Genomic DNA, 12,037 nt, shown 5'->3' with positions numbered 1-12,037 from the left:
GGGAACGGGTTTCTGTCTCATCTTTGCGTCCTTTGATAAAGCTATGATGAGCCGAAAATCCTCTCTTCTTAATTAAACCAGTTTTGTCTCAAAGGCGCTGAGGTCGGACAGTACTTCCACTCGTTGCCGGTCAGATTAGGATGGGAGGCATTTACGACCTCGTATACAGTTCGAGTTTGGGCGATGGATCAGGCGGCTGGTTTCTGCTCAACCCAACCGATCAGCAATATGTTCCTACAGGTGCTGTAATTTGCCTTGCAGCGCCAATAATCCCCAACGGGTATTTGTATTGTAATGGTCAAACTGTCTCACGAACGACCCATGCGGCGCTGTTTTCTGCCATTGGAACGCGATATGGGGCAGGGGATGGATCAACAACATTCGCACTTCCAGATTATCGAGGCGTGTTTATTCGCGGATGGGATGACGGGCGGGGCGTGGATGGGGGTCGAGCATTTGCAAGCTGGCAAGATAATCAAAATCAGTCACACAGTCATTCAGTATCTGGAACGACAGCATCTGGCGGGAATCATCGCCATGAATATCTTGACGCTAATGTGGGCGGGCAGAGCATCGGAACCGGTATCACACACAGCAATGGAACTGCGCGCGCATCTTTAAACGCGCAAACGTCCTACTCTGGCGATCATTCTCATTCGTTCAGTGGCACATCTTCCTCGTCGGGCGGCAATGAATCGCGCCCTGTGAACCTATCCGCATTCTACGCGATTAAGACGTGACACCATGGCTGACACAGTTCTTCCATTCTCGGTATCTGGTTCAGTCGATCCCAGCAAAATCCGCGTTGTTTTGTTTGCCAATAATCGGTTTGTCCATATCGCACTCGCTGATCTCGTCAAGCCTTTGACTGATGAAATAGCGTCTCTCAAAACCCGTATTGAAACGTTGGAGGGCTAAGAATGGCCGTTCCTTATCATACCCATACTTTTGAAATCCCGCAGGCGACCAAAGATGATGTTTTGGCCGGAGTTTCAACGGATAAAGCCGTAGTTCCTGCTGCACTTGGCACGGCATCGACAAAAAACATTGAAGATTTTGCAACCGCCTCTCAGGGTCAAAACGCTGATAATGCAGTACAGCCTAGCGACCTAGCTCCAGTTGCCATTTCCGGGAGCTATCCTGACTTGATCAATCGTCCGACACTTGGAACGGCAGCTGCGCAAGATTCAACGGCATTCGCAACAGCTTTGCAGGGCGGTAAAGCTGATACAGCGGTACAGCCAGCAGATTTAGGCACTGCCGCATATCAAAATTCGACTGCATTTGCCACGGCAGCACAAGGCACAAAATCAGACACCGCTGTTCAATCGGTGAATGGCAAGGCGGGTAATGCTGTCACTCTTGCTAAGACTGATGTAGGGCTAGGCAATGTCGATAACACCTCCGACGCTAACAAGCCTATCAGTTCCGCGACACAGGCCGCGCTAAACGGAAAGGCTACGATCGCACAGGGTGAGAAGGCCGACACAGCCATACAGCCCGGAGATAATCGACTTATGCCATCCGGTGGGGCGGTAGGACAAGTTCTGGTCAAGAAAAGCAACACTGCCTATGATGTTGATTTCGAAACGGTAGCCGCAGCAACTGCTGTTTCTTACGCTCCGCAAACTTTGACAACAGCCCAGAAGGCGCAGGCAATAGCCAATATAGGCGCAGATGCGTTAGCCGGTTTTCGTAACAAACTTATAAACGGAGGATTTGACATTAATCAGCGAGGCGGTAGAGCGCCTTCGGTATCTGCCTCGGGGTATTTTGTTGACAGATGGTATTTCACTAACGCGCAAGCAGTGTCGACGCTGACGCTGCCAGACTTTAGACGTGCTCTTAACGTTAGATTGGGTGGATCGTCAGAGCGCTTATATATGGCCCAATATATTGAGAACTTATCTTCTATTAAAGCTGGCAAAATCACTGTTACATTTGATGTCATGTCATCTATAGCCGGGAGAGTATTAGACGTTTATATTGGTCACAGATACGGGGTAGGCGGGTCCCCGGACTTCAGCTCACCTATTCAATCAGTCGTCTTAACCAAATCTATGGACAGATACAGATTGGTTTTTGATAACCCATCTATCGTCGGAAAAACTCTGGGCGCTTCAAATTCTCTCGCTCTTATTTTTGGCAAACCCGTTGGAGATACTAATTCTCAAGATTTAACCTTCAGCAGAATTTCTCTAGTTGAGGGTGACGCTTCTTTTGAGGAAGACCCTTTCTCACCTCGCCACTACGCTCAAGAGTTGGCGTTGTGCCAAAGATATTTTGAAATAGGTCAAGCTTCATTTAAAGGACAAAGCCAGTACGGTACAGGAGCTTATCAGCCTTTTGTTGTAGAAAAAAGAGTTACACCAAGTATGAGCGTTTCAAGTGTGGTCGTTTCCGGTGTCGTTACTGAGGGATCAGTAAATACAGTTGATAAGAGAGGGATGCGTACAGAAGCAAATTGGGGTGCAACTCCAGGTTATGGAACTTATTCTTTCTACTGGTCAGCCGACGCGGAGATTTAACATGGTCGAAAGTGCGAAATTCACAAGTACAGGTTTGATTCTTGCTATAATCGACGGCCTGGAGATGACCGTTCCTGACGATATGAATAATCGTTTTCGGGTTATGATCGCCGCTTGGGAGGCGGAAGGGAATACAATAAACCCATATGTAGCGCCTCCCATTCCGCTGCCGAACCTTTCAGCAAGGCAGTTGCGACTTGGATTATTGAGCCTCAGCAAACTTGCCGCTGTCGATACAGCGATAAACCAGCTTCCAGAACCCGCCAAAAGTGAAGCAAAAATTGAATGGGAATTCGCCAGCACATTCCGGCGTGACCATCCTCTGATTATTCAACTTATCCCAATCCTTGGTTTGAACGATGGGCAGGTAGATGCCGTGTGGATGGAATATTCCACTGTCTGACACCACCACCAACCCACCCGACCGCACCGCCCTTGAGGCGGTTTTTTATTGCCGAAAGGAAATAAAGAAAAGCCCCGGCAGCACGGGGGTACATACCGAGGCCGCGCTTTGCATGATGCGGGGGCATCAAAGCGCAATCCATCATCTCACAAAAATAGGAAAACACAATGACACGACGCATTAACGCGGCGGGGCTTTCGCTCATCAAACAGTGGGAAGGCCTCAGAACAACGGCTTATCGTGATGTAGCTTCAGTTCTAACGATTGGCTACGGCCACACAAGCGCGGCAGGCGCTCCAAAGGTCACGCCGGGAATGGCAATAGGCGATAAAGAAGCCGAGCGCATTCTGAAAGCCGATCTTGCAAAGTTCGAAGCGCGTGTTGAGCGTCTGGTCAAGGTGCCTCTGACTGACAATCAGTTTGCGGTCCTTGTGTCGTTCGACTTCAACACTGGTGCGCTGCACAAATCCACGCTGCTCAAAAAGCTCAACAAAGGTGATTATGATGCGGTGCCGGGTGAACTGGCAAAGTGGGTTAATGCTGGCGGCAAGAAGGTGCAGGGCCTTGTCAACCGCCGTGCTGCCGAAGCTGGTTTATGGGCTAAGGGTGCTTTCGTATCGTCAAACACGGTCACAGCCACCACAAAGGCGAATAAAACTGATGTGGCGACTATAGGCGGCGCTGGCGCTGCTGGTGCGGCCGCAACCGTTGGCCCTGTCATCCCTGAGATTGTCAGCACCATTTCCAACCAGCAGGACGAGCTATCAAGCGGTCAGTGGGTTCGCGTTGCGATAGCAGCTGTCATCGTTGGTTTAGCTCTCTGGGGCATTTATAGGAAAACCCGGTCATGATCTGGGCCTTAATCCCGAACTGGTTGAAGATGACCGCCGCCGCTGTTCTGGCGGTTTTTTTGTGTCTGGCCGCTGGGTATGTGGCCGGCAAGCGTGACGGCAAGTCAATCACCGAAACCAAAATCGAAAGACAGAACAATGAAGCGACTGAGAAAGCCCTTGGTGCTGTGCTCAATTATGATGAGTGCATTGACGCTGGCGGGGTGTGGACATTCAGGACCGGCAAATGTGAGCGGCGTCCGTAGCGTTCTTGGAACTGATTTGCTCGGCGCGCGCGGCGCAACTGACGCGGATCAGCGAAAGATCGACCGCACAATCGTCCGAGGCTGCGCCGGTGGCGTCTGGTCGAAAGACGAATGCGCAAAGCATGATGCGAAATAAGAGGGGCAAGGGTCAGTGAGTTCACCAATGCCAGAGACAGAAGCAGACCTTCGCGCCCGCGTCGTCGGGCTGGAACAAGCGACACAGACCACTAATCAGCGGCTTGCCACGCTAGAGACTTGGCAGCGTCAGCGAGAGATAGAAAGCGCTCGTAATGATGAAAGATGGGTGGCGATGGAAGCGCGCATTGATACGCGCTTTTCGGGGCTGGAAGGCTCGGTAAAAAGCATCTTGTCTTCGCTATCTCGCATCAACTGGATGATTATTGGCGGACTAGTCGCAGCCTTTGTTGCCTTCGTCGTCGGTGGTGGTTTGAAGTCTTTTTGAATGCAGTCAACAAAAAAAGCCGCCCGAATGGACTGGGCGGCTTCTGATGTTTTTCTAAAAATGTTTAGAACTTGTAGTTCACACCAACACGAATTTCACTAACATCTGTTTTGAACCGGCGTTCACCCGATGCATTCGGAAAGTTCGGGTCAGTAATAGTGACGGTCTTCTTGCCATAGTTGGAATACAGATATTCCGTCTTAAGTGTCCAGTTGTTTGTCACAGCATATTCGACGCCAGCGCCGATGCTATAACCAACCGAAACCTTTGATGACGAATTTTCGAAGTTAGGACGAGCGGTTCCAGAACGGCAAGAAGTGCTACCCGCAGGGAATAGGATCGGGTCTAAACCGTTCTTATCAGAACAGCCGACTGAATGTTTCAGATCAGCCCATGCGACACCACCTGTGACATATGGCAAGAAGCGGTCCGCTGCGTAGCCGAGGCGGGCGCGAACGGTACCGTGCGTACCAATCTTATCCTTGGTGTAATAAGTGCTGTACTGCGCGTTGTCGTACCAGTTTCTTTTAATAGAGCCGAAAGATACATCAGCTTCAGCGCCAAGCACTACGTTGTTATCAAGCTGCCAATTATAGCCAGCCTGAACACCACCAAATCCACCATGCAGTTTCTTTTCAGGCGCTACAGGATTGTAAACATCCTCAGTTTTACCCCAGCCATAACCGGCGTGTGCACCGACGTATACGCCGCTCCAGCTGAAAGTTGGTTCAGCAACGACAACAGCAGCTGGCTCTTCATATACAATAGCATCGGCTGCAAAAGCAGCTGATGAAAGCATTGCGCTGGCTGCAACTGCTAGTATGATACGCATTTTATACCCCTTAGCCTAAATTTTAGTCAGTCTGCAATCAAGCGTTTTAGCCATGAGAATGCTAGTGCAATTGTGCAACACTGGATTGCTAAGGGCGAAAGCGCCGTTGATAGTTAACGAAATGCCACCGGATTACTTTCCACATCATGTACAGAAGTGAAGATTTCCGCGATATCCTTCAAAGGATAGACTCAGGGCAGAAGAAGGGGAGTTGAGGCCCCTTTTTGGTTTACAGCTTGACACGTAACATATTGATTGTTTTAGGCCGTGATATTACGAAAAAGTAAACTGGGTCTGTGTAATTAATTGTTTTTATTTATTTATTTGAAACGCCTACCCGACTGGGGGTCAAGGGGTCGTGGGTTCGAATCCCGCCGCTCCGACCATTTTCCTTTAATAATGCAAGTATGTCTTAGTCTGATCTTCGGTCGGGTTGAATAAAAATGCCCCTGTCGTAACAGGGGCAGTTTAACTTTTATGCAATTGATGAGGATCGTGCAAAGGGGGTGTTTAACGATCCTTTTGATGAAGTATATTTGGCTTTCTTTTTAAAGACTGACTTTAAAAATTTCCTGCTTTTTGAAACAACGTAATTAGAACTTATTTTCATGTGTGTTTCAATCATACTTGTGTGCTCACAATAAAATCGAAAAATGGCGGATGTCATTGATGGCTATCTTGTTATAAAAATTCATCAATTCGCTGTTCAATAAACGGTTTATATGTAAGGCTTCTTAAATGAGCTTATTGGTTGAAATCATAAAATATGTATCGATTGTCGTGATTGGCTTGCTGCCTATTATGAATCCTCTGACGACAATTCCGATATATATGTCGCTGACAAAGCGAATGAGTGCAGAGAATAAGCGAGCGCAAGCACGAAAAGCCTGCATTTATGCATTTTCGATCCTTATCGTGTTCATGCTGCTGGGGAACGGAATTATCTCGCTTTTTAGCATATCTATGCCGGGGATTCGTGTCGCGGGTGGCATTATCATCATGATCCTGGCGCTTCGCATGATTTTTTCAGGCGAGGACACATCATCCGAAGTGGATGCGGCTCCGGTCGATATTAAGAAAGCTGATCTGGATTACTCGTTTTCACCTCTGGCAATGCCGAGCCTTGCAGGTCCGGGCTCAATTGCTGTCGTGATGAGTTTTTCATCTCAGGTTCCGACGGATCATAACGTTCTGGGATACATTATCATCGCCATTGGCATCGCTATTGTCGTTGGCATTGCATATGTCGCCCTCTCATCTGCAAGCTGGATTGAGAAAGCGTTAGGTGAGCATGGGATGCAGGCTGTAACGAAAATTATGGGCTTTCTGCTGACTTGTGTAGCCGTGCAGTTTCTGGCCTCCGGTGTTCGTGATTTCGTTATAGAATTCAGTAAGTTTTCCTGATTTGCCCATGATATAGCGCGCCCACGGCGCCGGTAATAGAGCATTTCCAGCAAAAGTGCGAAGCGGTTTTGCGCGGGATAATGCGTGAAAACAGACAAATAATTAGAGCATTTCCAATGGCTTAATCCAAACAGGAAATGCTCTAATTGCCGCGCTCAATAGGCATTTTCCGTATTGAGAAGTCTGACCGGTGTGAGAAACAGGATTTTCAGATCGAACCAGAGGGACCAGTTTTCGATGTAGTAGAGATCAAATTCTGTGCGCATCCTGATCTTGTCTTCATTGTCGATTTCACCGCGCCAGCCATTGATCTGTGCCCAGCCTGTTACGCCCGGTTTCACACGATGACGGGCGAAATACCCATCGACAACTTCATTAAAAAGCACATTGTGCGAATGCGCTGCGACCGCATGCGGACGCGGGCCGACAAGTGATAGCGAACCGGACAGTGAATTGAAGAACTGCGGTAATTCATCAATGGATGCCTTGCGAATAAATCTACCCACCCGCGTTACGCGCGGATCGTTTCTGCTCACAGCATTGCGTGCAGTCGCATCGGTTTGCTCAGTATACATTGAGCGGAATTTCCAGACATTGATAATTTCATTGTTAAAGCCATGGCGCTTTTGCTTGAAAAGCACGGGGCCTTTGCTGTCCAGCTTGATGGAAATCGCTGTTGCAAGCATGATGGGAGAAAGAAAGATAATGCCAAGCAGGCTGAATACGATATCAAAAATGCGCTTGGCGACCGAATCCCAGTCATTGATCGGCTTGTCGAAAATATCGAGCATCGGCACGGTGCCAATATAGGAATAGGCGCGCGGTCGAAACCGGATGTGACTGTTGAGCGCCGACAAGCGTATATCGACGGGCAGAACCCAGAGCTTGTTCAGGATCGTAAGAATGCGCTCTTCAGCGCTGATAGGCAGCGACACAATAAGCATGTCGATATGAGCTATACGTGCAAATTCGATTAATTCCTTGATATTGCCAAGCTTGGGATAGCCTGCAACCACCGGCGGGGATCGCTTGTCATCGCGGTCATCAAAAATGCCGCAAATACGGATATCATTATCGGCTTGTTGTTCCAGCGAACGGATCAGCGCTTCGGCATTGGGGCCACCACCGACAATGACTGCGCGCCGCTCCATAATGCCGTTGCGCGCCCAGCGGCGAATACGCCATGAGACGAACAGGCGCGAGATCATGAGGATAATCAGCCCACTCAGCGCCCAGATCAGGAACCACGCACGCGAGAAGTCGGAAGAAACCTTGAACAGGAAGCCCGTAACGGCCACAAGCCCCAATATTGTCGCCCATGTCATGAAAACCCGTTTCAGATGGCGGCTTGGACTACGCAGAATATGGATCTGGTATCCATTGTTCATTTCCATAAGCAGCACAAACAGTGCGCCGCTGACGATCATAACGAGGAAATAATAGGCGATATGCGGCGTGCTGAAGCTGACATAGGAAGCAAGACTGACGATACCTGTTATAAGAATGATCGCGAATTCAATAAGACGTATGACACCGCTGAACATGCTCGGAGACAGTGGGTCACGCGCATATTGCTCAGCCATCTGGCGCGCCATAGGATTGAGCTCGACCTGTTCCTGCGACCCGGAACGGTCCTGCTGATCGGGCTTGTTTTTTTCCGGATCAACTGGAGAAGTCATATCAGTATTCCGCAAAGTTTTGCTCCCACGGTCCCAAGCGCCTGCGCATATTTAGCCGTAAATCCTAAGGAAATACTGATTAAAAATGCACGATCGCTCTGAGAGTGTCAGGATCGTGCCAGACGGTAAACCAATTCTATAGAATGGGCGACCACATGGCGATGCCAGCAATTTTTCGATTAAAAACGCAGCTGGGCTACGGCGTTTTTTGTCGAAGTGCAGGCGACCGCCTAGCGGTGAATGGATACGGGCTACGCGAGACTTAAAAACCCGTAGAGCTGAGCCGGACAGGCAGGTAAAAACGCCGCCTTGGGCGCCTCGTCCGTGCAGGGTGTCCGACTGCAATTTCTTGATGATGCGATGGGCTTTGTCGGCGGCTCTAACGTCACCGATGCCGATATATTGCTGTTTGTCGATGAGATCGCAGCCACGGCGGAGCAAGCGACCCGCGGATTTGCGAAAACAGTGGGTGATCGGCAAACGTGCGTCATCAGACATTGATCGCCATCAGAACAGACGCTCGCGCACATAAATTGTGTCGCCGGGCAGGACCGGATCAGTGATCAACACGCGCCCCGTAATAACCTTTTCGTTGATTGTGCGGGTGATATCGACATTTTCCTGATTGGCGCGTGGCGAAAAACCGCCCGCCGCCGCAATTGCCTTTTGCACCGTCATCCCCGGGACGTAGGAATATTGGCCCGAGCCGCCCACTTCACCCATGATGAAGATCGGACGATAGCGGTCAACTTCAACGCTCACATCAGGATCGCGCAAATAACCACCGCGCAGTTTTGACGCGATAATTCCTTCAAGCTGCTTGACGGTCTTGCCGCTCGCCGGAATGCTGCCAACAAGCGGAAATGCGATATAACCGGACTGATCGACACTGTAATTATTGGTCAGGCTTGCTTGTTCAAACACTGTAATGCGCACACGATCACCGGCATTGAGCAGATAGGGTTCGGTTAGCGCGGCATGAAAGGCGGGCGGGGCAGGGCGATAGCTTGAACATGCGGAAAGCATCATTGCCGCAAGGCCGAGCGCAACAAGAGCCATTTGGCCTCCGCGCTTTCTATGAGTTTTCTGCATCGTCATTTTCGCCTCGGTTTCTTCCGAAAAGCATTGCCCCATCACAGATTCGGGTCAAAAGATCCAAATGCTGTGAATGATGTTATCGATTGATTAGGGTTAATGGCTGGTAAAGAACCTCACTTGTGGTGAAAAAAACTTGTCGTAAGCAGGGGGAATTCCAAAGCATAACTGCCAAAAACGGGAGCCGGTTTCAGATTAAGGACATGCCTACAAACAGAGACCACTAACCTCGCGGTTTAACGCTCTGGTTACCTTGTTCGTTTACTTTTAGAAAAGAAATAGGCCTCATTCCTGTGAATAGGCGAGGATGATTGCGCGATACTGCAAAGACGGGTATCGGGCGGAGTACCGAAATGTCCCTGATTGATGGCCTGTCGAAACATATAGACATTGATATTGGTGCGCTTTTTGCGAGCTTGCGCCGCAATTGGCTGTTGATTTTTGGTGGTGCGATCGCTCTTGCCATTCTGGCGTGGATTGTTTGCTTTCTCATTGTGCCTGACTACCGCGCTCAAGCCCGTATCCTGATTGAATCACGCGAGCCGGGGGTTGCGCGTCTTAATGGTGAAACAACGACCAAGCGGCCGCTCATGGATTCGGAAGGGATGAAAACTCAGGTCGAGGTTCTCACTTCCGGTGCCTTGCTCAAACAGGTCTCTGACAGGCTCAATCTTGCTGAAGAAGCGGCATTTACCGCAACAAATATAAAGCCTTGGACACGCGTGTTGATTCTTCTTGGCATGCACGATGATCCGGCTGACCAGTTGCCGGACGAACGTGTTTTGCAAAAGCTGCGTCAGAACTTGCAGGTTTTCAGCGATACCGGATCAAGTGCGATCATTGTGCAATATGCGTCTTCAAATGCAAACAAAGCCGCAGAGATCGCCAACGCTGTAGCTGAGGCATATATCGCGCTGCATGATACAGCAAGGCTCGAATCCTATGATGACGCAAGGGGTTGGCTTGCGCAGGAGATTGAGGGCTTGCGCGGCAAGGTCCACGCTTCAGAAGCAAAGATTGCGGCTTATCGGACTGCAAAAATGCCGCTGGCAGCGCAGGCCAACAGTTCGATTGCGCCCGAGAAAATCGTAGAAGTGAGAAGCCAACTCACACGTTTGCGCGCTGATCGCGCGGCATTGGAAGCACGCGCCGAGGCTGTGCGTCAGGCGATTGCGTCCGGGGTTGATGGTGATGCTTTGCCTGTTGATGTTACGTCGGGCACGATGCAACGACTGGCAGAACGTCGTATTGAACTCAATTCACAGATTGCTGATCTCTCTTTGACGCTGCTCGAGGAGCATCCACGTATTAAAGCCCTGAGATCGCAGCTTGTTGATGTTGAGCATCAGATCAAGGCGGAAGAACGCAAACTGCTTGCAAGCCTCAACGATGAGATAAATGCCGCAAAACTGCATGAAGATGAACTCACAGCTACGTTAAATCGGCTTAGGGCGCAGGAAACGCAAGCCGGGACGCAGAAAGTGGAACGTCGCGCTCTTGAGCTTGAAGCGGCCACCCAGCGTCAGCTTCTTGAAACCTATCAGACGCGCTATCGCGAAGCCGCGTCACACGCGCGCAGCAATGGTGCCTCGCCATATGCTCGGATATTAGCCCGCGCTGATGTGCCTGCCGCGCCTTACACTCCCAAAACCTTACCGATTGTCAGCGTAACCTTTGTTGCGGGGCTGCTTTTGCTCTCGGCCTTCGTTCTGTTTCGTGAAGTGTTGAACGCCCGTGCTCGGGTGAGCGCCGATGAGCGTCGTTTTGCAACGGTCGAAGAAGTTGCCATGCCGGTGATTGCGGTTGCAACCGGCATGGCGTTTGCTCCTGCTTCGGAGGATCAGCCAGTGCAGCGATGGACTTCGCCTCTCATGTCAGGCACTTCGGTTATCGCGGATGAAAATCCACATAGTGTGAAATTCGTTGCCGATCGCCTTATGGCAGGCACGTTGAAGCGTGTTATCGCTGTTTCACCCGAAGGTGACAATGCATCGGCTGCAACGGTGAAACTTGTGCGAGAAATTGCGGATCGCGGCAAACGCGCGATTCTGATCGATATGACCGCCCATGGCACGCTTGGTCTGGTTATGCTTGATGGCAACAATCGCGCTGGAATTACCGAGCTTCTTGCCGGTGAGTGCCGCTTCAACGATGTCATCCATGCGGATCATTATTCTCAGGCGCATATCATGCCGCTTGGCAGGGTCAGGCCGGAAAACGCCATGCGGTCCGCAGATCGGCTGCCATATATTCTGGACGCACTCGAAACGGTCTATGATTTTGTGGTGATTGAATGTGGCCCATCCACATCACACCAGATACGCCGCATAGCCGATGGTCCGGCAGTGGTCATCATGAATGTTGTCGAACCGGACGATAACAGCGTGATTATCGCAGCCCTTGATATGGATCAGGATGGCTATGAGGATGTGATTATTATGATGGATAATTCTCGTCAGGCAGTCGGCTCAGATATTGGGATGCGGCCTCCCGAACCTGATTTCACGCCAAGATCGCATTATTCCTTCGTATAGCCG

General features: G+C 50.2%; 14 protein-coding genes and 1 pseudogene. 11 read left to right on the top strand and 4 right to left on the bottom strand.

What is annotated here, in order from left to right; genetic code table 11:
• Positions 1-140: 140 nt before the first annotated feature.
• The 9 genes and pseudogenes from ABE530_RS08465 to ABE530_RS08425 all read left to right on the top strand — a co-directional run.
• Positions 141-353 (top strand): annotated as a pseudogene (locus ABE530_RS08465) (phage tail protein); the annotation flags it as partial.
• A gap of 1 nt (position 354) precedes the next feature.
• The gene (locus ABE530_RS08460; protein WP_499694247.1) at positions 355-621 is read left to right on the top strand and encodes a hypothetical protein; all 267 of its coding nucleotides are present in this window, start codon (positions 355-357) and stop codon (positions 619-621) included.
• A 123-nt stretch (positions 622-744) separates the two neighbouring features.
• Positions 745-918: a hypothetical protein gene (locus tag ABE530_RS08455; protein ID WP_499694234.1), complete on the top strand. Its 174-nt coding sequence runs from the start codon at positions 745-747 to the stop codon at positions 916-918.
• Between the two features lie 2 nt (positions 919-920).
• On the top strand, positions 921-2,528 hold the full coding sequence (locus tag ABE530_RS08450) for a hypothetical protein (protein WP_499694233.1): 1,608 nt from the start codon (positions 921-923) through the stop codon (positions 2,526-2,528).
• A 1-nt stretch (position 2,529) separates the two neighbouring features.
• Positions 2,530-2,931: a hypothetical protein gene (locus ABE530_RS08445; protein WP_499694232.1), complete on the top strand. Its 402-nt coding sequence runs from the start codon at positions 2,530-2,532 to the stop codon at positions 2,929-2,931.
• Positions 2,932-3,098: 167 nt separating this feature from the next.
• Positions 3,099-3,782 (top strand): lysozyme, encoded by a 684-nt coding sequence (locus ABE530_RS08440; protein WP_499694231.1) that lies wholly within the window; start codon positions 3,099-3,101, stop codon positions 3,780-3,782.
• Positions 3,779-4,027: a hypothetical protein gene (locus ABE530_RS08435; RefSeq protein WP_499694230.1), complete on the top strand. Its 249-nt coding sequence runs from the start codon at positions 3,779-3,781 to the stop codon at positions 4,025-4,027. Before ABE530_RS08440 ends, ABE530_RS08435 begins: the two co-directional genes overlap by 4 nt.
• Positions 3,921-4,163, top strand: a complete 243-nt coding sequence (locus tag ABE530_RS08430; RefSeq protein WP_499694246.1) for a lipoprotein — start codon at positions 3,921-3,923, stop codon at positions 4,161-4,163. Before ABE530_RS08435 ends, ABE530_RS08430 begins: the two co-directional genes overlap by 107 nt.
• Before the next feature lie 27 nt (positions 4,164-4,190).
• Positions 4,191-4,490, top strand: coding sequence for a hypothetical protein (locus ABE530_RS08425; protein ID WP_499694229.1), 300 nt, complete (start codon positions 4,191-4,193; stop codon positions 4,488-4,490).
• A gap of 64 nt (positions 4,491-4,554) precedes the next feature.
• On the opposite strand, the gene ABE530_RS08420 is transcribed toward ABE530_RS08425, so the two are convergent.
• Positions 4,555-5,322, bottom strand: a complete 768-nt coding sequence (locus tag ABE530_RS08420) for an outer membrane protein (protein ID WP_499694228.1) — start codon at positions 5,320-5,322, stop codon at positions 4,555-4,557.
• 738 nt (positions 5,323-6,060) lie between these two features.
• On the opposite strand from ABE530_RS08420, the gene ABE530_RS08415 reads away from it, so the two are divergent.
• A complete protein-coding gene (locus tag ABE530_RS08415) occupies positions 6,061-6,726 on the top strand; it encodes a MarC family NAAT transporter (RefSeq protein ID WP_265983443.1) in 666 nt (221 codons plus the stop codon).
• A gap of 155 nt (positions 6,727-6,881) precedes the next feature.
• Here ABE530_RS08415 and ABE530_RS08410 read toward each other — a convergent pair whose 3' ends face one another.
• From ABE530_RS08410 to ABE530_RS08400, 3 genes are read right to left on the bottom strand one after another with little or no spacing between them, the layout of a single operon-like run.
• The gene (locus tag ABE530_RS08410) at positions 6,882-8,405 is read right to left on the bottom strand and encodes an undecaprenyl-phosphate glucose phosphotransferase (protein ID WP_499694227.1); all 1,524 of its coding nucleotides are present in this window, start codon (positions 8,403-8,405) and stop codon (positions 6,882-6,884) included.
• Positions 8,406-8,456: 51 nt separating this feature from the next.
• Positions 8,457-8,903 carry a hypothetical protein gene (locus ABE530_RS08405; protein WP_396996943.1) on the bottom strand — a complete coding sequence of 149 codons (447 nt, stop codon included), beginning with the start codon at positions 8,901-8,903 and terminating at the stop codon, positions 8,457-8,459.
• A gap of 9 nt (positions 8,904-8,912) precedes the next feature.
• Complete coding sequence (locus tag ABE530_RS08400) at positions 8,913-9,497, bottom strand: polysaccharide biosynthesis/export family protein (protein ID WP_499694226.1); 585 nt, start codon at positions 9,495-9,497, stop codon at positions 8,913-8,915.
• A 356-nt stretch (positions 9,498-9,853) separates the two neighbouring features.
• On the opposite strand from ABE530_RS08400, the gene ABE530_RS08395 reads away from it, so the two are divergent.
• Positions 9,854-12,034: a GumC family protein gene (locus ABE530_RS08395; protein ID WP_499694225.1), complete on the top strand. Its 2,181-nt coding sequence runs from the start codon at positions 9,854-9,856 to the stop codon at positions 12,032-12,034.
• Positions 12,035-12,037: the final 3 nt, after the last annotated feature.

Source organism: Brucella sp. TWI559 (assembly GCF_039674265.1).
Taxonomy (GTDB): Bacteria; Pseudomonadota; Alphaproteobacteria; order Rhizobiales; family Rhizobiaceae; genus Brucella; species Brucella chromiisoli.
Note: the sequence above shows the minus strand (reverse complement) of the source record. Positions and strands in the feature narration are given on the sequence as shown.